General features: G+C 63.3%; 19 protein-coding genes and 4 pseudogenes. 15 read left to right on the forward strand and 8 right to left on the reverse strand.

Annotation, left to right across the window (positions count from 1 at the left end):
- Positions 1–8: 8 nt before the first annotated feature.
- Complete coding sequence (locus tag X741_RS142100) at positions 9–578, reverse strand: methylated-DNA--[protein]-cysteine S-methyltransferase (protein WP_023779899.1); 570 nt, start codon at positions 576–578, stop codon at positions 9–11.
- A 180-nt stretch (positions 579–758) separates the two neighbouring features.
- Between X741_RS142100 and X741_RS142095 the strand changes: the two genes are divergently transcribed.
- From X741_RS142095 to X741_RS142070, 6 genes are all read left to right on the forward strand, one after another.
- Positions 759–1,715 (forward strand): lytic transglycosylase domain-containing protein, encoded by a 957-nt coding sequence (locus tag X741_RS142095; protein ID WP_023779900.1) that lies wholly within the window; start codon positions 759–761, stop codon positions 1,713–1,715.
- Positions 1,716–1,720: 5 nt separating this feature from the next.
- Entirely contained in the window at positions 1,721–2,209 is a 489-nt protein-coding gene (locus tag X741_RS142090; protein ID WP_023779901.1) for a GNAT family N-acetyltransferase, read from the forward strand.
- Between the two features lie 135 nt (positions 2,210–2,344).
- Entirely contained in the window at positions 2,345–3,613 is a 1,269-nt protein-coding gene (locus X741_RS142085; protein ID WP_023779902.1) for an ABC transporter substrate-binding protein, read from the forward strand.
- A gap of 50 nt (positions 3,614–3,663) precedes the next feature.
- The gene (locus X741_RS142080; RefSeq protein ID WP_051410511.1) at positions 3,664–4,578 is read left to right on the forward strand and encodes a sugar ABC transporter permease; all 915 of its coding nucleotides are present in this window, start codon (positions 3,664–3,666) and stop codon (positions 4,576–4,578) included.
- A gap of 1 nt (position 4,579) precedes the next feature.
- Entirely contained in the window at positions 4,580–5,404 is an 825-nt protein-coding gene (locus tag X741_RS142075; protein ID WP_023779904.1) for a carbohydrate ABC transporter permease, read from the forward strand.
- Between the two features lie 115 nt (positions 5,405–5,519).
- Positions 5,520–6,083 (forward strand): DUF4142 domain-containing protein, encoded by a 564-nt coding sequence (locus X741_RS142070; protein ID WP_023779905.1) that lies wholly within the window; start codon positions 5,520–5,522, stop codon positions 6,081–6,083.
- A 59-nt stretch (positions 6,084–6,142) separates the two neighbouring features.
- Here the strand turns inward: X741_RS142070 and X741_RS142065 are convergent, their stop codons facing one another.
- Positions 6,143–6,481, reverse strand: coding sequence for a hypothetical protein (locus X741_RS142065; protein WP_013893597.1), 339 nt, complete (start codon positions 6,479–6,481; stop codon positions 6,143–6,145).
- Positions 6,482–6,622: 141 nt separating this feature from the next.
- Here X741_RS142065 and X741_RS142060 point away from each other — a divergent pair, with 141 nt between their 5' ends.
- The 5 genes and pseudogenes from X741_RS142060 to X741_RS142050 all read left to right on the forward strand — a co-directional run bounded on the left by X741_RS142060 (position 6,623) and on the right by X741_RS142050 (position 10,832).
- Positions 6,623–7,360 (forward strand): DUF899 family protein, encoded by a 738-nt coding sequence (locus tag X741_RS142060; RefSeq protein ID WP_023779906.1) that lies wholly within the window; start codon positions 6,623–6,625, stop codon positions 7,358–7,360.
- Positions 7,361–7,689: 329 nt separating this feature from the next.
- Positions 7,690–8,142 (forward strand): annotated as a pseudogene (locus tag X741_RS142055) (cupin domain-containing protein); the annotation flags it as partial.
- A 278-nt stretch (positions 8,143–8,420) separates the two neighbouring features.
- Positions 8,421–8,811, forward strand: a pseudogene (locus X741_RS01000000167160) (RidA family protein).
- 107 nt (positions 8,812–8,918) lie between these two features.
- Entirely contained in the window at positions 8,919–10,040 is a 1,122-nt protein-coding gene (locus tag X741_RS0135780; RefSeq protein ID WP_031250419.1) for an AAA family ATPase, read from the forward strand.
- Between the two features lie 72 nt (positions 10,041–10,112).
- Positions 10,113–10,832: a hypothetical protein gene (locus X741_RS142050; protein WP_031250420.1), complete on the forward strand. Its 720-nt coding sequence runs from the start codon at positions 10,113–10,115 to the stop codon at positions 10,830–10,832.
- A 69-nt stretch (positions 10,833–10,901) separates the two neighbouring features.
- Here the strand turns inward: X741_RS142050 and carB are convergent, their stop codons facing one another.
- The 3 genes from carB to X741_RS142035 form a co-directional block, all read right to left on the reverse strand.
- A complete protein-coding gene (gene carB, locus X741_RS142045) occupies positions 10,902–14,405 on the reverse strand; it encodes a carbamoyl-phosphate synthase large subunit (RefSeq protein WP_023779910.1) in 3,504 nt (1,167 codons plus the stop codon).
- A 271-nt stretch (positions 14,406–14,676) separates the two neighbouring features.
- Positions 14,677–15,561, reverse strand: a complete 885-nt coding sequence (locus tag X741_RS142040; RefSeq protein ID WP_032928237.1) for an SH3 domain-containing protein — start codon at positions 15,559–15,561, stop codon at positions 14,677–14,679.
- Positions 15,562–15,713: 152 nt separating this feature from the next.
- A complete protein-coding gene (locus tag X741_RS142035) occupies positions 15,714–16,469 on the reverse strand; it encodes a metallophosphoesterase family protein (RefSeq protein ID WP_023779912.1) in 756 nt (251 codons plus the stop codon).
- 239 nt (positions 16,470–16,708) lie between these two features.
- Here X741_RS142035 and X741_RS142030 point away from each other — a divergent pair, with 239 nt between their 5' ends.
- Positions 16,709–17,179, forward strand: coding sequence for a nucleoside deaminase (locus X741_RS142030; RefSeq protein ID WP_023779913.1), 471 nt, complete (start codon positions 16,709–16,711; stop codon positions 17,177–17,179).
- A gap of 31 nt (positions 17,180–17,210) precedes the next feature.
- On the opposite strand, the gene X741_RS142025 is transcribed toward X741_RS142030, so the two are convergent.
- Complete coding sequence (locus X741_RS142025) at positions 17,211–17,564, reverse strand: helix-turn-helix transcriptional regulator (protein WP_023779914.1); 354 nt, start codon at positions 17,562–17,564, stop codon at positions 17,211–17,213.
- A 209-nt stretch (positions 17,565–17,773) separates the two neighbouring features.
- On the opposite strand from X741_RS142025, the pseudogene X741_RS01000000167165 reads away from it, so the two are divergent.
- Positions 17,774–18,867 (forward strand): annotated as a pseudogene (locus X741_RS01000000167165) (MFS transporter).
- Positions 18,868–18,892: 25 nt separating this feature from the next.
- Here the strand turns inward: X741_RS01000000167165 and X741_RS142020 are convergent.
- Entirely contained in the window at positions 18,893–19,348 is a 456-nt protein-coding gene (locus X741_RS142020; RefSeq protein ID WP_023779915.1) for a MarR family winged helix-turn-helix transcriptional regulator, read from the reverse strand.
- Positions 19,349–19,562: 214 nt separating this feature from the next.
- On the opposite strand from X741_RS142020, the gene X741_RS142015 reads away from it, so the two are divergent.
- Positions 19,563–20,357 carry an SDR family oxidoreductase gene (locus X741_RS142015; protein ID WP_023779916.1) on the forward strand — a complete coding sequence of 265 codons (795 nt, stop codon included), beginning with the start codon at positions 19,563–19,565 and terminating at the stop codon, positions 20,355–20,357.
- 292 nt (positions 20,358–20,649) lie between these two features.
- On the opposite strand, the gene X741_RS142010 is transcribed toward X741_RS142015, so the two are convergent.
- Complete coding sequence (locus X741_RS142010; protein WP_023779917.1) at positions 20,650–21,249, reverse strand: LysE family translocator; 600 nt, start codon at positions 21,247–21,249, stop codon at positions 20,650–20,652.
- A 95-nt stretch (positions 21,250–21,344) separates the two neighbouring features.
- Here X741_RS142010 and X741_RS01000000167170 point away from each other — a divergent pair.
- A pseudogene (locus X741_RS01000000167170) lies at positions 21,345–22,285 on the forward strand (LysR family transcriptional regulator).
- The last annotated feature ends 142 nt before the right edge of the window (positions 22,286–22,427 follow it).

Raw genomic sequence — 22,427 nt, forward strand, 5'->3', positions numbered from 1 at the left:
CCGCCGGTTTAGAACCCGAACGAGACCTGCGCCGGCGGCGGCGGGCCGACGCGCACGCCTTCCATGGCCAGCATCTTTTCCTTGGTGACCGAGCCGCCGGGTGCCGAGAAGCCGCCGATCTTGCCGCCGGCGGCCAGGATGCGGTGGCAGGGGATGACCAGCGGCACCGGATTGGCGCCAAGGGCGGCACCCGTCTCGCGCGGCAGGCCGGCATGGCCGGCGCGCTTGGCGAGTTCGCCATAGGTGGTGGTTTGCCCATAGCTGAGCTTTCGCGCCGCGTCGTAGATGGCGAGGCGGAAATCGTCGACGCCGTCGAGATCGACCGGTACGCCGGTGAAATCGACGTCCTCGCCTGCGGCATATGCCTTGATCGAAGCGATCAGGTCGACCACCCATGGCGGCTGGGCCGTGGAGGCGGAAACGCCGGCATGGCGCATCAGCCGCCGCTCCACCGCTTCGCGGCTGCGTTCGGGCAGGCAGAGCCGGATCAGGCCCTTTTCGCTCCAGGCGATGCCCGTGAAACCGATCACTGTTTCTAACACTGCGTGGCCGGCTGTGATCGAAGATGGCGTTTCCATGATGCACTCCTTTCCGCAAACCGGCGCAATCCGGGATTCCTGCCGGTACATATCAGGAACAATATGGCATCGCCGCCCGCGTCTCGCCACCCGAAAACCACCTGATCGCCCCGATTGCCGGTGCTGAATCGCTGGTGTAAGGGATTTCTTAACACCCGACGAACCGGACCCGAGCGCGGCTTGCCAGCAAAACTGAACCTTATCGCGATCGGCGTGATCGTCGCCGCTGCCGGCCTTAGCGGCTGCACGTCGACCTCGCAGATGAAGGCGGCGCCATCCCTGACCGAAACCGCTGAAGTTGCCGGCAGCGATGCAGGTTTCACGGTGCCGTTGCCGGACACGGTTTCGGTGCTGCCGCAATCCTCTGGCATCACGCCCGTCCAGGCCGCCGAACTGACGCCTAGCGTGGCCGCGCCGGGTCTCGATCCCGCTGCCGCGACGACCGCTGCCTTTGCCGGAGCGACGCCAACCGCGCCGGCCGTGCCCGCGGTGATGACCGCCAATGCCTGGCAGGCGCCGCCCCCGTCCAAGGCAGGTCAGGAGTCCAAGGCCGGCCAACCGGCCAAGGCGGCAGAGACATACACGACCGCGGGGCTCGTCGTGCCCGCAGTCGCCAAGGGTGGCCTGAAAACCATGCCCGGCGTGCAGCAGGTGGCCTATGTCGTGCCGCAGAATCCGGCTGCCCTGGTGCAGTTCCCGTCCGCGCCGGTCGATCCGGCCGCTCCGGCGCAGGAAGAGCACACAGGCATGCGCGGTGACGTCGACCGGCTGATCATCAAATACGCCGCCCTTTACCAGGTGCCGGTGGATCTGGTTCGCCATGTCGTCAACCGGGAAAGCACCTTCAATCCCAAGGCCTACAACAATGGCCATTGGGGCCTGATGCAGATCAAGCACGCGACGGCGCGCGGCATGGGCTATGACGGACCGGCCAAGGGCCTGTTCGACGCCGAGACCAACCTCAAATACGCGGTCAAATATCTGCGTGGCGCCTGGCTGGTGTCGGACGGCAATGCCAAGAAGGCCGACTGGCTCTACCAGACCGGCTATTATTTCGACGCCAAGCGCAAGGGCCTGCTCGAGGCGACGGGCCTCGGCACCGACCGCAAGCGGCAGCGCCTGCAGCCCGACGCCTGAGCGTCATGCCTGAACCGCGCCCGCCGGCCGCTGACGACATCCGGCTGCGCAAGATCCTCGACGAGACGCTCGTTGTACCGCACTGGCCGGAGGGTTTCACCATGCGCTCGTTTGAGCCCGGTGACGCGCTGCCCCTGCATGCGCTGCTCGGCGACGTGTTCGACGACGGCGCCGACGGTCCGTTCGACGAATGGTGGCCGCGCATATCCGGTGATCCCGAATTCGACCCCGCGCTTTGTTTCCTTGTCATCGACGCCAAGGGCCGGCTGGCGGCGGCGGCGCTTTGCTGGACGCGCGCTTTCGTCAAGGATCTCGCCGTCCATCCCGAGGCGCGCGGCCGGGGCATAGCGGAAGCACTGATGTGGCACGTCTTCTCCGCCTTTCGCGATCGCGGCGCCGACCATGTCGACCTCAAGACCAACACGGTCGAGAACGCCGCCGCCGTGCGGCTCTATGAGCGGCTGGGGATGATGCCTGTCGCCTGGGAGGGCTAGCTTCCGATCGGCCCGATCGCTGGTTGGCCGCGATGACTCGGGAACCCAAAGCGTCGCTTTGCATTCATTGAACGGTGGGGCCTGACGAACTGCCGGCGTGTCCGCGTCGCCAGCTCAGCATGGAGATCCGCCATCGTGAAGCTTTTCCATGCATTTCTGGCGTTGGCGGTCACCGTCATGCTGGGAACCGTCCCAGTGCGTGCCGTCGAATTGTCGATCGTGTCGGGCGACACCGGCAACGGCATCAAGGTGCTGCGTGAAATCCTCGACCGCTACGAGAAGGAGAGCGGCAACAAGGTCTCCATCGTCGTCATGCCGTCGTCCGGGACCGACCAGTTCGGCCAGTACCGGCTGTGGCTTGCCGCCGGAAACAGCGACATCGACATCTACCAGACCGATGTCATCTGGGCGCCGCAGCTCGCCAGCCAGCTCGTGGATTTGACCGCGGCGACGCGGGATGTCGTGGGCGGGCATTTCCCCTCGATCATCCAGTCGCAGACCGTCAACGGCAAGCTCGTCGCCCTGCCGATCTTCACCGATGCCCCGGCGCTCTACTACCGCAAGGATCTCCTCGACAAATACGGCGCCAAGGTGCCGGCCACCTGGAAGGAGCTGGGCGATACCGCGAAGCTGGTGATGGACAAGGAACGAGCCGCCGGCAATCGCGACATCTGGGGCTTCGTCTTCCAGGGCAATGCCTATGAGGGGCTGACCTGCAACGCGCTCGAATGGGTGATGTCGAATGGCGGCGGCCAGATCATTGAGCCGGACGGCACCGTCTCCATCAACAATTCCAAAGCGGCGGCGGCGCTCGACATGGCCAAGGGCTGGATCGGAACCATCGCGCCGCCCGGCGTGCTTGCCTACCAGGAGGAGGAATCGCGCGGCGTCTGGCAGACCGGCAACGCGGTCTTCATGCGCAACTGGCCCTATGCCTATGCGCTCGGCAACGGCGAGGGGTCGCCGATCAAGGGCAAGTTCGACGTGGCGCCACTGCCGGCCGGCACGGGCGAGGGCGCCCGGCCGGTCGCGACGCTCGGCGGCTGGAACCTCGCCGTCTCCAAATATTCGAAGCATCCGGACGCGGCGATCGAGCTGGTCAAGTTCATCGCCTCGCCGGCGATGCAGAAATACCGCACGCTGAAGACATCCAACCTGCCGACCATCCAGGCGCTCTATGACGATGTCGACATCGCCAGGGAGCAGCCGATCGTTCCGCACTGGAAGCAGATATTTCTCAATGCCGTGCCGCGTCCCTCGTCCGCGACAGGGATCAAGTACAACGAGGCATCGAGCCAGTTCTGGAATGCCGTTCACAACACGCTGTCGGGCGACGGCGCCGCCGCTGACAATTTGGCCGATCTCGAAGCGACGCTGACCAGGCTGAAGGGCCGCGGCTGGTGAGCGCGGAGCCGGCAGGCGCCAGCCAGGCCGGGCGCCCGCGCTCGCGGCTGATGGCACAGCGCGTTCGCTCGGCGTGGCTGTTCCTGGCGCCGATGCTGCTGGTGCTGGCCGCCGCGGCCGGCTGGCCGCTTGCCCGCACGGTCTATTTCAGCTTCACCGACGCCTCGCTGGCCGATCTCGACGCGCGCCAGTGGGTCGGCTTCGCCAATTATTTCTCGGTGTTCAGCATGCCGAGCGGCCGCGTCCTCCATGACGGCCTGCTGGTCGATCCGGTGTGGTGGCGCGCCGTCTGGAACACGGTGCGCTTCGCGGCGATTTCGGTGAGCTGCGAGACGGTCCTCGGCATGGTCGTGGCGCTGGTGCTCAATGCCGAATTCCCGGGCCGCGGCATCGTCAGGGCGGCGATCCTGATACCCTGGGCGATCCCGACCATCGTCTCGGCCAAGATGTGGCAGTGGATGCTGAACGACCAGTTCGGCATCATCAATGTCGTGCTCATCAATTTCGGCCTGATCGACGGCAAGATCGCCTGGACGGCCAGCGCCGAAACCGCGATGGCGGCGGTGCTGATCGTCGACATCTGGAAGACGACGCCGTTCATGGCGCTGCTCATCCTGGCCGCATTGCAGATGCTGCCGCGCGAGATCATCGAGGTCGCCAAGCTCGACGGCGCCAATCCATGGCAGATCTTCTGGCGGGTGACCTTGCCGCTGATCCGCCCGGCGGTGATGGTGGCCGTGATCTTCCGCGCGCTCGATGCGCTGCGCATCTTCGACCTGATCTATGTGCTGACGCCCAACAATGTGAACACCAAGTCGATGTCGGTGTTCGCCCGCGAGAACCTGTTCGAGTTCGACAAGTTCGCCTATGGCTCGGCCGCCTCGACGCTGCTCTTCCTGATCCTGGCCCTGCTGACCATCGCCACCATCCGGATCGGCCGCGTCAGCCTGGATGGAGGCCGCTGAGATGTGGTTCCTGAAACGCGGGGCTTTTTACCTGCTGGTTGGGGTAATCGTCTTCGTCGCCGTGTTCCCATTCTACTACGCCATCGTCACCAGCCTGAAATCCGGAACCGAGCTGTTCCAGGCCGATCTCTGGCCGACGACGTTCAGCCTGGCCAACTACCGCAACGTGCTGACCGAGGGCAGCTTCGTGCGCAACCTTCTGAATTCGCTGTTCGTTTCGGGCGCGGTCGTGGCACTCTCCCTGTTCCTGGGCGTCACCGCGGCCTACGCGCTGGCGCGCATCCGCTTCCGGGGCCGCTCGGCGCTGCTGTTCGCTATCCTGTCGGTCTCGATGTTCCCGCAGGTGGCGGTGCTGGCCGGGCTGTTCGAACTGGTGCGCCTGTTCGGCCTCTACAATTCGCTGTTCGCGCTGATCTTTTCCTACATGATCTTCACGCTGCCGTTCACCGTCTGGGTGCTGACCGCCTTCGTGCGCGACCTGCCGGTCGAGGTCGAGGAGGCGGCGATCCTCGACGGCGCGACGCCGTGGATCATCATCACGCGGATCTTCGTGCCGCTGATGTGGCCGGCGCTGGCGACCACGGGCCTGCTCGCCTTCATCGGCGCGTGGAACGAGTTCCTGTTTGCCCTGACCTTCACCTCCAACAACGCACAGCGCACCGTGCCGGTGGCGATCGCGCTGCTGTCCGGCAATTCGCAGTTCGAGATCCCGTGGGGCAACATCATGGCCGCGTCGGTGATCGTCACCGTGCCGCTGGTGGTGCTGGTGCTGATCTTCCAGCGCAAGATCGTCTCCGGCCTCACCGCCGGCGGGGTCAAGGGGTGAGGGGGCGACGGGTGAGGGGGCCGATCAATCGACAACGATTTGTCGATCGAGGCGAACCGCACGGCTCGTGCGGCGTTGAGTTGGCAGAGGGACCATTCCGGATCGGAGATTTCAGATGAAAACGCTTCTGACCGCGACCGCCGCAGCCTTGCTGGCCTGCGCGCCGGCAGCCCTTGCGCAAACGAACGGCACCAAATCCACCGAAGTCGCGCCGCTGGTGGCCGACAGCAAGGTCGACACCCAGACCTTCGTCACCACCGTGCCCAACGCCAACGCGTTCGAAATCCAGTCGAGCAAGCTGGCCGAGCAGAAATCCGCATCGGCCGGCGTCAAGGCCTTCGCAGGCCAGATGATCAAGGACCACACCAAGGCCGGCGAGGATTTCAAAACGGCGCTGAGCCAGGGCCAGACCACGGCTTCGATCAAGCCGGCCGGACCGGCGCTGCAGCCCAAGGAGCAGCGGATGCTCGACGAACTGAAGGGTGCGAGCGGCAAGGATTTCGACACAAAATACATCATGATGCAGACCGAAGCGCACAAGCAGGCGGTCGCGCTGTTCAGCACCTACGCCAAGTCGGGCGACGACCCGACGATGAAGGAGTTCGCCAAGAAGACGCTGCCGGTGCTGAAGATGCACGAAAAGCATGTGAAGGAACTGGCCGCCGCGCATCAGGGATGACGGCTCTGCCGATCAGGGATGACGGCCTTGCCTGTCAGGGGTGACGGCCCGGTTGCCTGTCAGATATCGGGCGCGTTGCCGATCTTCTTCTTGAGCTCCAGCGCCCAGGCGCGACCCTCGTCGCCGCCCCACAGCAGCCAGGCGATGTGGCCTGCCGAGGGGTTTTGCTCGTTGCCGTAGTTCTTGCCGCGCTTGTCGACCTCGTGGCGGGCGAAGTAGCTGACCATGCGCCGGATGGTGGAAGGGGCGAGCTTCTCGCGGTTCTTCAGTTCTGTCGCCCGCGCGACACCGATCTCGGTGCCGCCACGGCCGAACTGCTGGCGCAGCCGGAGGCCCTTGGCGGCATTGTCGGCCACCACTTGCGGGCAGCGCAGGTCGATCTCGTCGTCTTCTTGCATGGATGTCCCCGGAGCGCGGTGGCGAACAGATACATTGGGATGCCGCCCCGTACAAATTGTCGGGACCGGTCGTCGCAAAACGTCCTTGGGTCGCAGAGCAACCGCGCCGGGACGCCGGCGCTACGACGCAAGGAGCCCACCATGATCACCTTTCCCAACGAATCCGCCAGATACCGCACCGCCCGCGAAAAGCTGTTGAAAAAGGAAATCGAGCTGCGCCGCGCCATGGAAGCCGTGGCCGAGGCACGCCGCGCGCTGCCGCCGGGCGGGCTGATCAGCCAAGATTACGTGTTCGATGCGCTCGATGCCGATGGCAGGCCGGCCAAGGTCAAACTGTCGGAGCTGTTCGCGCCTGGGAAGGACACGCTCATCCTTTATCAAATGATGTTTCCCCGCCATCCGCAGGAAACGCGCGATGTCGCCACCAGCGGCGGCACGGCCAAGCTCGCCCGGCCGGACCAGCCATGCCCGTCCTGCACAGCGCTGCTCGACCAGTTCGACGGCGCCGTCGGGCATCTCAAGGCCGCCGGCTTCAATTTCGCCGTGGTGGCCAAGACCGCGCTGGCAAACCTGGTGACGCTCGGCCGCGACCGTGGCTGGAGGAACATGCGGCTGCTGTCGTCGGCCAACAACAGCTTCAAGCGCGACTACAATGCGGAGACGGCCGACGGCGCGCAACTCCCGCTGCTCTCGGTGTTCCACCGCGATGGTGACGCTATCCGCCATTTCTGGTCGTCCGAACTCGGCTTCGCGCCGACCGACCCCGGCCAGGACCCGCGCGCCATCGGCACCTGCGAGATCCTGTGGAACCTGATGGATTTTACCCCGGAGGGAAGGCCGAACTGGGATGAGCAGCTGCAGTATGGATGTTGTCATTAGGGGGGCGGGGCGGCGGTGCATGGAGTCCGCGAACGGTCCATGGTCGGCACCCTACGAGGCCCCCCTCTGTCCTGCCGGACATCTCCCCCTCAAGTGGGGAGATTGGCCATCATCCCGGGTTTCGCCAGTCTTCGACGTTTAAAAGAATGGCGCGTCGGCAAAGCTGCCATCTCCCCACTTGAGGGGGAGATGTCCGGCAGGACAGAGGGGGGCGCCGTAGGGCGCGACGGCGGATGCTAGTCCTTGGCAACCAAGCGACGCCAAGATGGCTCTGTGCCTGCGCCAGCGGCGCATTAGACTAGCCGCCATCAATCCCCGAGGAAGCACCCATGCCCAAGATCGACCTCGCCACCGTGCCCGCCCGCCAAGGCTCCGGCTACCCCGCACCCTTCGATGCCCCCTGCGCCACCCGCAAACGCCGTCGCCTGGGCGATGCCGGCGGGCTCACCGATTTCGGCGTCAACCTGATGACACTCCCGCCCGGCGGCTGGTCGAGCCAGCGCCATTGGCACAGCCATGAGGACGAGTTCGTCTATGTGCTGGAAGGGGAACTGACGCTGGTCGAGGATGGCGGCGAGACGCTGCTCAGGGCGGGCGATAGTGCTGCCTTCGCCAAGAACAGCGGCAACGGCCACCACATGATCAACCGCTTGGCGACGACGGTTGTTTACCTCGAGGTCGGCTCGCGCAACCCGGACGATGTCATCACCTGCTCCGACATCGACATGATGAGCCCGAGTTCGGATGGACGGTTTCTGCATAAGGATGGAACGCCATATCCGGGGCAGGGGGTGAGGGGTTCTTCCCTTCTCCCCCTGTGGGAGAAGGTGGATTGCCGCAAAGCGGCAAGACGGATGAGGGGTGCTCCAGCGGAGTGAGGCGTTGGTGTTTTCTGGTTCGATCTCTTAATTGTTTGACGGTTCCGCCAAGCTGGAACACCCCTCATCCGACCCGGCGCTGACGCGCCGTGCCACCTTCTCCACAGGGGGAGAAGGAAGAACGGCGCTGGCGTTCGGCGGCTGGCGCGATAAGCTTCCGCCAACCCCAGGGGAGCATCACCATGAAAAAAGAAGTCATCGAAGTGCCGGTCATGTCGGACAAGGTTCGCTCACTCGGCCTGCCCTGTTCGACAGCGGTGAGGGCGAACGGCTTCGTGTTCATATCGGCGACGCCGCCGGTGGACATGGTGACCGGCGAGATGGTGCGCGGCGACATCGAGGTGCAGACCGAGGCGTCGCTGAAGGCGCTGAAACACTGCCTGGAAGCGGCGGGCACCTCGCTGGACAATGGTGATGGTGCGCATCTACGCCGTCAATTCCGGCTTCTACAACGCCATCAACCGGGTTTACGCGAGGTACTTCAGCGTCAACCCGCCGGCGCGGAGCTTCGTGCCGGTGGCGTCTTGGCCGATGGAGTTTGATATTGAGATCGAGTGTGTGGCGGTGGCGTGAGGGGGGCCAGGATGGTCTCGTTTCTTATCGTATTGGCTTTTGATCTCAAGCGGATTACCCTTCTCCCTCGATATCATTTTACGCACTAGAGGAAAACGGTTGCTAAAATGAAAATAGAAAGCATCGAAATTATCGGTCTATTTGATCGTGACAGGAGAGTATTTTGTGAATTTAACGGCAATCTTAACATTTTAACCGGTAGGAATGGTGCGGGTAAAACGACTATTCTGAAGTTAATTTGGTATATAATGAGCGGAAATATACTCATAGCTCTCAGTGAAGTTGAGTTTCAACGAGCGACGTTAAAGACGGAGGAATACGAGTGTACTGTTCATAGGATAAATCGCGCAACTTGTAAAATTGATTTGACGGTGGATGGTGTAACTACCCACTATGAAGACATTATAGATGAAGATGATATAACTTATAGAAATGCTGAAGACGAAGTGAATCCTATATTGGCTCAGCGCGGTAGCTCAGTATTTTTCCCTACGTTTCGACGAATTGAAGGTGGGTTTACTCTGAATACAACGAGGGCACCGGCGCCAAGCGCGAGGCCGGCCCGCACTCGAAATGATGTTGAAGAAGCCTTAGTTTCCTTGGCAAGAAAATTGACCAACGACCCGCATGTCTTTGTGTCGTCAATCTCCACTGTAGATATTGTGGGGCTATTGTTACGCCAGTATGCGGATTTGTCGGAGATATCCAACAGGAATCAGCAAAAGACATCTCAGGAGATAATTGAGACAATCAAGACGTTCAAATCTGACAAGGATGACGTCCTTCAAATCGATACGGCCAACAGCATTATTGATCAAATAAGACAAAAAATAGAAAAAATGGAGGAGAATCGTGAGGTAATCATGAATCCGATAGCTGCGGTGCGTTCTCTTGTCGAGCGGCTATTCAAAAGTACCGGCATAAATTTCGGACCTCGTCTTAGTTTCGGAGATGCGGCTAGCGCCGTAAACTCTGATGCGTTGTCAGCTGGCGAAAAGCAGATGCTTAGTTTTATTTGCTACAACGCTTTCTACAAAAATAGTGCGATATTTATTGATGAACCTGAACTTAGTCTGCATGTTGATTGGCAAAGACTACTATTTACAATACTTGAACAACAGCAATCGTCTAACCAATTTATCATAGCCACCCATTCACCGTTTATCTATAGCAAATACCCTGATCGTGAGATTAATATAAATCCAGATCGCGGCGATCGTGGATTGTAGGTGATGGGCTCAAAACGGTCTCCTGTTGACATTTCCGTTGATGAATTAGTCTCAACGCTGAAGAGGTCCTCGTTGCCAACCCTTATCACTGAGGGTGGCGATGATGTTGTTGTCTTTCGAGACGCGGAACTTGAGTTTGCCGCACTGGGATTAGCCGTTCTCCCTGTGGGTGGAAGAGAGAAGCTTTTGGCGATTTTTGATCGAAAGTCTGAATTCGAGGGGTTGTCTGTTGCATTTGTATCTGATCGTGATTTGTGGGTTTTTTCCAGCATTCCAGACAATTATGTGCAAGAATCGTTGATATTTACTTGCGGATATTCAATTGAGAATGACCTATACTCGGATGGGAATCTCGAGAAACTGCTTTCCAAGGAGGAGAAGGCAGCGTTTGATAAGGAGTTGGAGCTGTTTGTTCGATGGTACGCTTTGGCCGTTAGCCGCTCCTTAGCCGGAATTGCTGGCAGAATTCGAACTCATCCAAATCATATACTTGACGACGAAAACGAGCTTCGGGGTAAGCTGACACTCGCGGGGGATGAAGTCTACCCAGAGGATCTTTATCAGATGGTGTTAGGTAATTATGTGAAATATGTCCGAGGCAAGTCACTGCTTCCACTTTTAATGCGGCATTTGTCTTATGCGGCGCGTCCGGTTAGGCACAATCACCGATCATTGTTGGAGGTGGCGTCTGTAGGGCGTGGGAGTTTGTTACAATCTATCTACGATAGGTTGGCGCAATTTTTCTCTAGGCTAGAAGTCGAGGAAAAGTCGAAATCAACGATCTCGATCTGAAGTTGCCGCTGCCCCTCATCTGCCTGCCTGCATCTTCTCCCCGTCGGACGGGGAAAGATAGCTAATCGCCTAAGCAAAATACTCCTGCAGCGGCCTCACCTCCAAACTCCCCGCCTTCAGCGCAGCAATCGCCTCGGCCACCGCTGCAGCCCCCGACAGCGTCGTGTAATACGGCACTTTCTGCATCAGCGTCGCCCGCCGCAGCGACTTGGAGTCCGACACAGCCTTCTGGCCATCCGTGGTGTTGAAGACGATCTGGACCTGGCGGTTGCGGATGGCGTCTTCGATGTGGGGGCGGCCTTCGAGCACCTTGTTTATTTTCTCGGCGACGACGCCGTTTTCGGCGAGGAAGCGTTGCGTGCCCGAGGTGGCCAGCACCTTGAAGCCGAGGCCAGCGAGGCGCTTGACCGCCGGCAGGATGCCCTTCTTGTCCTCGTCGCGCACCGAGACGAACAGCGTGCCGGAGCGGGGCAGGTCGACGCCGGCGCCGAGCTGGCTTTTGGCGAAGGCCAGCGCGAAGTCGCGGTCGAGGCCCATGACCTCGCCCGTGGAGCGCATTTCCGGGCCGAGCAATATGTCGACGCCGGGGAAGCGGGCGAAGGGGAAGACGGCTTCCTTGACCGCGATGTGGCCGGGGTTGCGGGGGTCGGGCATGGCGCCGTAATGGGCGAAGGCATCTTCCAGGCTCTCGCCGGCCATGATGCGGGCGGCGATCTTGGCGATCGGACGGCCGATGGTCTTGGCGACGAAGGGCACGGTGCGCGACGCGCGCGGGTTGACCTCCAGCACATAGACCGTGCCGTCCTTGATCGCGTACTGCACGTTCATCAGCCCGCCGACATTGAGGGCGCGGGCAAGTGCGGCCGTCTGGCGCTCCAGCTCGTCGACCAGTTCGGAAGGCAGCGAATGGACTGGCAGCGAACAGGCACTGTCGCCCGAATGGATGCCGGCCTCCTCGATGTGTTCGAGAATGCCGGAGACGAAGGTCGCTTTGCCATCGCAGAGGCAGTCGACATCGACCTCGATGGCGCCACTGAGATAGGTGTCGAACAGCAGCGGGTTCTTGCCCAGCAGCGTGTTGATCTGGCCGGTCTTGTCGTTGGGGTATTTCTGCTTGATGTCCTCCGGCACCAGCCCGGGCACGGTGTCGAGCAAATAGGATTGCAGCATGCTCTCGTCATGGATGATCTGCATGGCGCGGCCGCCCAGCACATAGGACGGGCGCACCACCAGCGGGAAGCCGAGCTCGCCGGCGACGAGGCGGGCCTGCTCGACCGAATAGGCGATGCCGTTCTTCGGCTGGCTGAGGTTGAGCTTGTGCAGCAGCTTCTGGAAGCGGTCGCGGTCCTCCGCCAGATCGATCATGTCGGGCGAGGTGCCGAGGATCGGGATGCCGGCCTTCTCCAGCGCGTCCGCCAGCTTCAGCGGCGTCTGGCCGCCGAACTGGACGATGACGCCGACCAGATCGCCCGAGGCCTGCTCGGCGCGCAGGATCTCCAGCACGTCCTCCGCCGTCAGCGGTTCGAAATAGAGCCGGTCCGAGGTGTCGTAGTCGGTCGAGACGGTCTCGGGGTTGCAGTTGATCATGATCGCTTCATAGCCGGCGTCACGCAGCGCGAACGCCGCGTGGCAGCAGCAATAGTCGAACTCGATGCCCTGGCCGATGCGGTTCGGCCCGCCGCCGAGGATGACCACCTTCTTGCGCGAGGACACCTGGGCCTCGTTGGCGAGGCTGCCTGCGAACGGCACTTCATAGGTTGAGTACATGTAGGCGGTCGGCGAGGCGAACTCGGCGGCGCAGGTGTCGATGCGCTTATAAACTGGATGAACGTCGAGCTTTTCGCGAATCTTCTGAATCACTTCGGCGTCGGTCTTCGTCAACGATGCGAGGCGGGCGTCGGAGAAGCCCATCGCCTTCAGCATGCGCAGATTGACGGCGTCCTGCGGGATGCCGTGCTCGCGGATGCGGGCTTCCATGGCCAGGATGCCGGCGATCTGTTCGAGGAACCACGGGTCGATCTTGCACATGGCGTGCACGTCTTCCAGCGAGGTGCCCATGCGGATCGCCTGCGCCACCATGCGCAGCCGGTCCGGCGTTGGGGTGCCCAAGGCGGCGCGGATGGCGTTGCGGTCGTCGACATGGCTGGCAACTGCCGCCCCGTGGCCGAGACCGGGGATCTCGATCTCGTCGAGGCCGGTGAGGCCGGTCTCCAGTCCGCGCAGCGCCTTCTGCAGCGATTCCTGGAAGGTGCGGCCGATGGCCATCACTTCGCCGACCGACTTCATGGCGGTGGTCAGCACCGGCTCGGCGCCGGGGAATTTCTCGAAGGCAAAGCGCGGGATCTTGGTGACGACGTAATCGATCGACGGCTCGAACGAGGCGGGCGTGGCGCCGCCGGTGATGTCGTTCTCCAGCTCGTCCAGCGTGTAGCCGACGGCGAGTTTGGCGGCGATCTTGGCGATCGGGAAACCAGTCGCCTTGGAGGCGAGCGCCGAGGAGCGTGAGACGCGCGGGTTCATCTCGATCACCACAAGGCGGCCATCGGCCGGGTTGACGGCGAACTGCACGTTGGAGCCGCCGGTCTCGACGCCGATCTCGCGCAGCACCGCGAGCGAGGCGTTGCGCATCATCTGGTATTCCTTGTCGGTCAAGGTCAGCGCCGGGGCGACGGTGATCGAATCGCCCGTATGCACGCCCATCGGGTCGATGTTCTCGATCGAGCAGACGATGATGCAATTGTCCGCTTTGTCGCGGACGACCTCCATCTCATACTCCTTCCAGCCGAGCACGCTTTCCTCGATCAGCACTTCGGTGGTCGGCGAAGCGTCGAGGCCGGACTGGACGATGTCGTAGAATTCGGCGCGGTTATAGGCGATGCCGCCGCCGGTGCCGCCCATGGTGAAGGACGGGCGGATGATGGCCGGCAGGCCGACATGGTCGAGCGCCTGGGCGGCGATCGCCATGGCGTGGCTGATATAGCGCTGCTTGCGGTCGCCTTCGCCGAGGTTCCAGCGTGTCTCCAGCGCATCGAGCGCGGTATCGAGATCGGCCGGCTTCTCGGCTTTCAGCGCGGCGCGCTCAGCCTCATGCGTCTTGCGGTCGGCGTTCTTGACGTCGGTGGCGTTGGCCAGCATCGACTTCGGCGTTTCCAGGCCGATCTTGCTCATCGCCTCGCGAAACAGCGCGCGGTCCTCGGCCTTGTCGATCGCCGTGGCGTCGGCGCCGATCATCTCGACATTGTAGCGCTCGAGCACGCCCATGCGGCGCAGCGACAGAGCGGTGTTGAGCGCGGTCTGGCCGCCCATGGTCGGCAGCAGCGCGTCGGGCCGCTCCTTGGCGATGATCTTGGCGACGACTTCAGGCGTGATCGGCTCGATATAGGTGGCGTCGGCCAGTTCCGGGTCGGTCATGATGGTGGCCGGGTTGGAATTGACCAGGATGACGCGGAAGCCTTCTTCCTTGAGCGCCTTGCAGGCCTGGGTGCCGGAATAATCGAACTCGCAGGCCTGGCCGATGACGATGGGGCCGGCCCCGATGATCAGGATCGACTTGATGTCAGTGCGTCTTGGCATGGGTTCGGATTCCGTTCGGCGAGCGGCTTACACGAAAAACCGGGACGGGAAGACCCGGCCGGTTGTGCTTGCGATTCTGGTATCAGGCTAGGAGGGCCTTATAGGGAAGAGTTTTGTCGGATGTAACCCCGAAAATGAGGAGAAGGCAGTAGGCAGTAGGGCAGTAGGGCAGTAGGGCAGTAGGGCAGTAGGGCAGTAGGGCAGTAGGGCAGTAGGGCAGTAGGGCAGTAGGGGGAGCAGTCAAGGCAATTTCACATACTGCCCTACTGCCCTAGTGCCCTATTCCCTTTGTTCCAAACGCCACCGCATCCGTGATCTCGAAACGCTCGGCGTCGCCGATGCGGATCATGTTGAGGCTGCCTTCGCGGGTGAAGCGGAAATTGCCGTCCGCGTCCGAGCCGGCCGGCCGGCCGGCGTCGAAGGTGATGATGCGGGTGCCGCCATCGGGCCAGGTCACGGTCACTTCGGCCTTGTCGGTGCCTTTGCGCAGGACGGTTGCCGCGCACCGCGTCATCGGCTGGCCGACCTTGCGGGCGCAGGGAATATCGATGCCGCCGCCAGAGGCAAGAGCGTCGGGCTGGGGCGGGAGTTCCGCGACGGTCTGCTTATCGACGGGTACAGCCGCGGCGGGGTCGGCAACCGCCCCGGTCGGCGGGGTTCCAGCCGCCAGAGCCAGGCCATAGGCATCCCGCATGGCGGTCTCGGCAACGGATTTCACTGGCGGTTCGGCGTCGTGGGCCGCATCGCCCAGCCGTGCCGTCAGATCAGGCGTTGGTGGAGGGGCGGCGGCATCGCCGGCAGGCGCATCCGCCAGGTCCAGATCGGACACGGTCGCCGGATTGAGGGGAACGAGATAGCGCGCGGGAGCCCAGCCGGTGGCCTTGGGATTTTCGGACTCGACCTTGCACCAGGGGTGCCCGTCAATGTCGTTGCAGCCGAGGTTGCGTACGCTTGCGCCGCCGGCCAGGCGGGCCTCGGTCTTGCCGATCGCCGATGGCTTGGCGCGGATATTCAGCAGGTCGTCGGGGGCAAGCCCGGTGACGACCGAAATGAAGTCTTCGGCATGGGCAGGGACAATGGCCGGCCACGCCGCCATCAGCAGCGAAACGGCAATCAGCGCCTGCAAACTTGTTCGGAGCGTAACTGTGCGCCTCATCACTTGGCCGTGCGCCGATATTCAAAACACCATGCCGCGGCAGTCCCGCCGCATGCCCGGCCGGTTTTATAGGGGACGACGGGGCGCCATGTAAGTCCGAAAATTGTGGCGAAGCTGGTGCCGGTTGATGGCTGGTAAGCTGGTGGCGTGGTTTACGGCATGAAGCCGGTGCGCAGGCCGTGGGCCCATTCCGGCCGTCCCGCCTGCTCGGCCTGCCGTGCGGCCGCCTCGTGGTCGTAGTCGACGGCGATGGCCTCGAAACGGTCGGGCAGACCGCCGCCGCCCAAGGTGACGATGCCGTAGCGGGCATGCGGCGAGCCCTGTTCTGAGACATGCGCAGGCGGCGTTGAATCGTCATAGGCGGGGCAGCCGATGCTGCCGGGATTGAAGATGACCGGGCCATCGGGAACACGGACCAGCTCGGCGCGGTGGCTGTGGCCGCACAGCGCAATACGGCAGGCCGGGTCGAGCGCCGTCAGCCGGCGCCGAATCGCCGCCAGCGGCGCGCGCACCAACTGGCCATCGACGATCGCGTCGGTGAGATATTTCTCGTCATGATCGGGACGGGCGTGGAAGGCGACGACGCCGGGAGCGACCTCCAGGGTGAGGGGTTGCGCGAAGAGTGCCTCGCGCTGCGGCTGCGTCAGCCGCTCCTGCGCGTAGACGTCCGAGGGCCACATCTCGTTATTGGGAGGGTCGGCCGCGACGCGGCGGTCGTGGTTGCCGCGCACCGTCGGCAGGTTCAGCGCCTGCAGCCTTGCAAACGTCTCGCGCGGCCAGAGTGGGCCGGAAACGCTGTCGCCGAGATTGACGGTGAGATCGGCGCCGCCACGCCGCGCCAAATCCTCCAGCACGGCATCCAGCGCCAGTATGTTGCCGTGGATATCGGCGAGGACGGCTATGCGCATGCGGCGGGCTCCCTTGGCGCGGCCCCGTTGGAGGCCTTTCCGGCCCGTCTTCGTTATCAAGCCCCCGCCTTCGTTATCAATCCCCGGTCATTGCTATCAGGCTCTTGAGATCGTTCGGGCTGGGACCAAGGGGCAGCCCACCCGTGGCTATCGCGGAAGCACGCCATCTGCTAGCGTCCACGTCGTCCCGAAGTTAAGATGGGAATATCCGCTTAGATAGCCTCGAAAGGCACCAGGCGATGACCCGCGACCGGATGTTCGCCCACCTGCGCGCCGCCAATGACGTTGCGCGCGACGCCGCCGCGCACGGGCACCATCCTTTCGGCTGTGTGCTCGTCGGTCCCGACGATCGCATCCTCATGCGGCAAGGCAATATCAGCACCGTGCGCCACGCCGAAACCGAACTCGCCCGGCGTGCCGCGGACGCCTATCCGCCGGAATTCCTCTGGTCCTGCACGCTGGTCTCGACCGGCGAGCCCTGCGCGATGTGCACCGGAACGCTTTACTGGGCGAATATCGGCCGGCTGGTCTACGGCTTCGAGGAGACCAAGCTTCTGGCGCTGACTGGCGACCATGCCGAGAACCCGACGATGAACCTCGCGTCACGCACGGTCCTTGCCTCCGGGCAGAAACCGGTCGAGGTCTACGGCCCTTTCTCCGAGATGGAGGAAGAACTTCTCGCACCGCATATCGGTTTTTGGCAGCGCTAGGGGGACTGAATTTTGCTTCGGGACCTGCAGTCTACGCCGGCACTTCGATGTCGGGACCGCCGACCGCCGGAAGGGCAGAGTCGCCAGCCGCGGCGATGACACTGTCGAGCAGGCCGGGGAAGCGGGCGTCGAGGTCGACGCGGCGCAGCGTGATCATCCGGTTGGTGCCGACCACTTTGGTGCGGGTGACGCCGGCCTCGCGCAATTTGGCGAGGTGATAGCTCAAATTCGTCTTCGAACCGAGATCGAGAAACCGGCTGCAGTTCAGCGGTACGCCTTCCTTGCTGGCGAGATAGCGCACGATTGCAAGCCGCGTCGGGTCGCCGAGCACGCCGAGCACGATGGGCAGGCTGATCTGGTCCGTATTGGGGTGAGGCAGCGTCATGGCTGGAAACCTAAGCGCAGTTCGGGCCGATTTCAACGCATCCGTCCTCGCCTGCCCGTACACACTGTTTCTCCCGTTTCGACCCGTGCTGACCTTTTGTGCTGACACAGGGCTGTCAGGATGGTTCAGCTATTTTCTGCTGGCTTCATTGACATCATGCTCCGTTATGTCCAATTGTTCAATAAATTTTGAACTAAGGACACTTCCCCATGGATAAGCGTCTCTTCTGGCTCGCGCTCGGATCGTTCACGATCTCGACCGAGGGCTTCGTCATCTCCAGCCTTCTGCCCGACATCGCTGGGGATGCAGGCATTTCCATCCCGCTGGCGGGCACATTGATCACTGCTTTCGCGCTCGCCTATGCGATCGGTACGCCGATCCTGGCGACGCTCACCGGCGAATGGGACCGGCGCCGCGTCATCCTGTGGACGCTGGTGTTCTTCGTCGTCGGCAACATCACCGCCGCCTTGAGTTCGTCCTTCGAGGTGCTGCTCATCGCGCGCATCATCATGGCGCTGTCGTCGGGCCTGTTCGCGGCGACCGCGCAGGGTACGGCGGTGGCGCTGGTCGATGACCACCACCGCGCCCGCGCCATCGCCGTCGTCGTCGGCGGCACCACGGTGGCCGTTGCGCTCGGCGCGCCGCTCGGTGCGCTGGTGGCCACGGTCGCTGGCTGGCGCGGCACCTTCTTTGCCATCGCCGGGCTCGGCGCTCTGGCCGGCGCCATCCTGTGGTATCGGCTGCCNCGGTCTTCGCCCTGATCGGCGCCTTCACCGTCTTCGCCTTCATCGCGCCCCTGGCTATCGAAGGCGGTGGGCTCAGCCCGGTGGCGCTGCCCGGCATGCTGCTCGCCTTCGGCGTCGGCGCCGTCATCGGCAATGTCGCCGGCGGCCAGGCCGCCGACCGCTTCGGCGCGACGCGCACCGTTGCCTGGTCGCTGGCGCTGAGCGCGGCGATGCTGGTCACCTTCTCGCTGATCCCGACCTTCCTGCCGCACAACATAGCCGGACCGGCGCTGATGGGCATGATGGTGCCGTGGGGTATCGTCGGCTGGGCGTTCCCGCCGGCGCAAGCCAGCCGCATCATCAAGCTGGCGCCAGATGCCGCCCCGATCGTGCTATCGCTCAATGCCTCGGCGCTCTATCTCGGCGTGGCGCTGGGCGCCGTGGTCGGCGGCGCCGTGCTGCGCTATGGCGCGCCGGCCGACCTCGGCCTGGTCGCGGCTGCATTCCCGATTGTCGGGCTCGGCATCGTGCTGGCCGGCCGGATGTTGGCCAAGCCAGTGGCGATGCCGGCGGAATAAGGTCTGCGAAAAGCCGTCGGCTGCGTCAGGTGGCCGACGGCAGATCGAAATCCAGCGCGGCAATTCCATCGAGCACCTCGCGCAACTTCGCCGCCTGTTCCTTGCCGACCAGATCCTCGAATCGCCGCTGGGCGATTTCCCAAAGCTTCACGGCCTCATCGAGCTTGACACGGCCCAACGGCGTCAGCCGGACGCGCTTGATGCGGCGGTCATCCTTGTCGGCGAAGGTTTCGAGGTAGCCGTCGCGGATCAGCGGCTTCAGCGTATGGCCGAGCGCCGACAGATCCATGACAAGGGCAGCGGCAAGGGCGCCCATTGCCGGCTCGTTGCCGACATGGATCTGGTAGAGCAGACCCTGCTGTGTTGCCTTGAGCCCCGAAGGGGCCAGCACATCATCATAGAATTGGCCGAGCTTGCGCGTTGCACGCCGCAGCATGGCGTTGTTGCAAAGGTTAAGGCCGGGCAGGGCGTCTTTCGGCATGATAGGTCCTCGCGGCAGAGACATGATGTCCGTCGCAGCCTGACAAATAATCCCCGTTGAGATCATTGACAAGATAGTGGCATATGCCTACTTCGTTGATAGTGGCATATGCCACTATTGGGTTGAGCGACTTTGGTGAAGGCGAGGGCGATTGCCCACGGAGCCCGGCAACACGGGTCGAAACGAACCAATGGTCGAAACAAGGAGCAGGATAATGAGTGCAGAAAACAACAAGGGCACGGCGGTCGTCACCGGCGCCTCGTCAGGCATCGGCGCCGTCTATGCCGACCGGCTCGCCGGCCAGGGCTACGATCTTGTGCTGGTGGCGCGACGCGCCGACCGGCTGGAAGAATTGGCTGAAAAGTTGCGCCATGCTTACGATCGCAAGGTCAGCGTGATCAGCGCCGATCTTGCAAACGACGATGATGTGCGCCGCGTCGAGCAAGCTGTAACAGCCGACGAAAGCATCACACTGCTGGTCAACAATGCCGGCATCGGCGGTCAGGCCGTCGTGGCCACCGCCGACGTCGATGCGGCCGAACGCATGATCAAGGTCAACACCATCGCCTTGACGCGCCTAACCCGCGCCGTGCTGCCGGGGCTTTTGGCACGCAACCGCGGCGGCATCGTCAACATCGCCTCGGTGCTCGCCTTCGACACCTCCTTCGGCGGCATCTACAGTGGCACCAAGGCCTATGTCGTCAACTTCACCGAGGCGCTTCACCGCGAGGTCGCGGGCACCAACGTGAACGTGCAGGTGGTGCTGCCGGGCGCGACCCGGACCGATTTCTGGGAACTTGCCGGCACCGATATCGACAACGTTCCGAAGGAGATCATCATGACCGCCGACGACATGGTCGATGCCGCCCTTGTCGGCCTGGCCAGGGGCGAAGCCGTCACCGTGCCCGCACTTGCCGATACCGCCAAGCTCGACACGTTCCTCGGCGCCCGGCAAGCCTTCTACGGCAGCCTGCACGCCGACAAGCCGGCAGCGCGCTACGGGGTTTGAAGCCAATGCACATACCTTCTGTGACTGGCGTGACCCGATCGGCCCGAGGCTTGATTGCCACGTAGTTCCCCCAATCCGTCGCTGCTTCGCAGCGCCACCTTTCCCCCCTCCGGAGGGAAAGGAAGGGAGCTTTGCTGGACGAGCGTTGACGGCAAAAAGCCCGGCGCCCTTCCTCTACCCCGTCGATCGGGGGAGAGGTGGCTCGGCGAAGCCGAGACGGAGTGGGGGTCGACCAGCACAGCATAAGCACTTTGTCGGGGGCAAGCCCCCAGCTTCTGCAAGGCCGCGGCTTCTACGCCGACCGCCACATCGGAATGATCGAGGCGGCCAGCACCAGGGCCAGCGCGATGTTGAGCGCGCGCCATTGCCATTCGGTCTTGAGCAGCCGGGCCAATACCATGCCGGCGACGCACCAAACGGACAGCGAGATGGCGGCGGCGAGGCCGAAGGTCGAGCCGAGCAGCAAGGCGAGTTGTCCAGGCCCATCGGCAAGGGCTGCAAAGGAGTCCGCCGCGCCCAGTCCCATCGCCCAGCCCTTTGGGTTCATCCACTGGATGCCGGCGCCGCCAAGAAAGCTGTTCGGCCTGGCCATCGTCACATCGAGATTGGGTGGCCCGGCGCGGCCTATCTTGAGCGCCAGCCACAGGAGATAGAGCGAGCCGATCACCTTCATCGCCAATTGCAGCGAGGGCACCGCAAGCAGCAGACCGGCAAGGCCGGCGGCCGCGGCCGCGGTCACCGTGGCGAGGCCGGCGGCGCTGCCGATCATCAGCGGAACCGACCGGCGAAAGCCGAACTGCGCACCCGAGGCGGTCGACAAGGTGGTGGCGATGCCCGGCGTGGCGGTGGCCACGAAGGCAAACAGGATGAGCGGCAGGATCGGCTGGAGCATGGGGCGTCCTTCGTCGGAGGCTCCATGGTAGGCTTGATCTTATATCGGTAAATGCAATGTTTGCGATGCATGACATTAGCGTTTATAATGCTGGGATGATCCACAATCTCGATACCGCGCTGGTGCGCACCTTCGTCACCGTGGCCGACAAGGCGAGCATGACGGCGGCCGCCAACGCGCTGCATCTGACGCAGGGCGCCGTCAGCCAGCAGGTCAAGCGGCTGGAGGACACGCTCGGCTGCAGCCTCTTCGAGCGCGACCGGCGCCGCCTGCGCCTGACGCGTTCCGGCGAGCGGCTGTTCGACAAGGCCAAGCGCCTGCTCAGCCTCAACGACGAGATCTGGGCCGAGATGGCGGGAAGTGCTGTCGCCGGCCAGGTGCGGCTCGGCGTGCCCTACGATCTCGTCGGCACCTTGCTGGCGCCGGTGCTGAAGGCCTATGCCGAGACCTATCCGCAGGTCGAGATCTCGCTGGTCTGCGCTTCGTCGCCCGAACTGGCCACGGCCCTTGCGGGAGGAACNATCCGCAGGTCGAGATCTCGCTGGTCTGCGCTTCGTCGCCCGAACTGGCCACGGCCCTTGCGGGAGGAACCGTCGACCTTGCGGTAATCGAAGAGCGGGTCGGACCGACGACGGGCGAATGCCTTGCCGTCGACCGGCTGGTCTGGGTCGGCGCGAGGGGCGGCGTCGCGCGCGCCAAGCGGCCGCTGCCGGTTTCGATCGTCGCCGATACCTGCGCTTTCCGCCCGGCGGTGCTTTCGGCGCTCAACGAACATGGGCTGGAATGGCGCACCGTGTTCGAGAACGGCAATATCGACGCGACGACGGCCACGGTGCGATCGGACCTCGCCGTCACCGCCTGGCTCGCCTCGACCGTGCCAGTCGATCTCGACATCTTGCCGTTCGAGTCGGGCCTGCCGCCGCTACCAAATTTCGCCATCAACCTGCATCTGCCAAGGCATGGCGTCGGCCCGGCAGCGCAGGAGTTCGCGCGGCACATACGCGGTGGGCTGGCGCGGCGGCCGGTGGCGGCTTGAACGCCTCACTTCGCTGGAGCACCCCTCATCCGTCTCGGCGCTGCGCGCCGATCCACCTTCTCCCACAAGGGGCTAGCGTGCGCACACATTTGCTTCGTGCTTTGATCAAGCGTGAAGAAGCGACGCCGGAAAATGGCTTGAA

The organism is Mesorhizobium sp. LNHC221B00, assembly GCF_000502935.1.
Lineage (GTDB): Bacteria > Pseudomonadota > Alphaproteobacteria > Rhizobiales > Rhizobiaceae > Mesorhizobium > Mesorhizobium opportunistum.

Coding starts and splice junctions, on each gene's coding strand:
- X741_RS142100 (WP_023779899.1), bottom strand. CDS start 578: ATGGAAACGCCATCTTCGATCACAGCCGGCCACGCAGTGTTAGAAACA.
- X741_RS142090 (WP_023779901.1), top strand. CDS start 1,721: ATGCCTGAACCGCGCCCGCCGGCCGCTGACGACATCCGGCTGCGCAAG.
- X741_RS142080 (WP_051410511.1), top strand. CDS start 3,664: ATGGCACAGCGCGTTCGCTCGGCGTGGCTGTTCCTGGCGCCGATGCTG.
- X741_RS142075 (WP_023779904.1), top strand. CDS start 4,580: ATGTGGTTCCTGAAACGCGGGGCTTTTTACCTGCTGGTTGGGGTAATC.
- X741_RS142070 (WP_023779905.1), top strand. CDS start 5,520: ATGAAAACGCTTCTGACCGCGACCGCCGCAGCCTTGCTGGCCTGCGCG.
- X741_RS142065 (WP_013893597.1), bottom strand. CDS start 6,481: ATGCAAGAAGACGACGAGATCGACCTGCGCTGCCCGCAAGTGGTGGCC.
- X741_RS142060 (WP_023779906.1), top strand. CDS start 6,623: ATGATCACCTTTCCCAACGAATCCGCCAGATACCGCACCGCCCGCGAA.
- X741_RS0135780 (WP_031250419.1), top strand. CDS start 8,919: ATGAAAATAGAAAGCATCGAAATTATCGGTCTATTTGATCGTGACAGG.
- carB (WP_023779910.1), bottom strand. CDS start 14,405: ATGCCAAGACGCACTGACATCAAGTCGATCCTGATCATCGGGGCCGGC.
- X741_RS142040 (WP_032928237.1), bottom strand. CDS start 15,561: ATGAGGCGCACAGTTACGCTCCGAACAAGTTTGCAGGCGCTGATTGCC.
- X741_RS142035 (WP_023779912.1), bottom strand. CDS start 16,469: ATGCGCATAGCCGTCCTCGCCGATATCCACGGCAACATACTGGCGCTG.
- X741_RS142030 (WP_023779913.1), top strand. CDS start 16,709: ATGACCCGCGACCGGATGTTCGCCCACCTGCGCGCCGCCAATGACGTT.
- X741_RS142025 (WP_023779914.1), bottom strand. CDS start 17,564: ATGACGCTGCCTCACCCCAATACGGACCAGATCAGCCTGCCCATCGTG.
- X741_RS142020 (WP_023779915.1), bottom strand. CDS start 19,348: ATGCCGAAAGACGCCCTGCCCGGCCTTAACCTTTGCAACAACGCCATG.
- X741_RS142015 (WP_023779916.1), top strand. CDS start 19,563: ATGAGTGCAGAAAACAACAAGGGCACGGCGGTCGTCACCGGCGCCTCG.
- X741_RS142010 (WP_023779917.1), bottom strand. CDS start 21,249: ATGCTCCAGCCGATCCTGCCGCTCATCCTGTTTGCCTTCGTGGCCACC.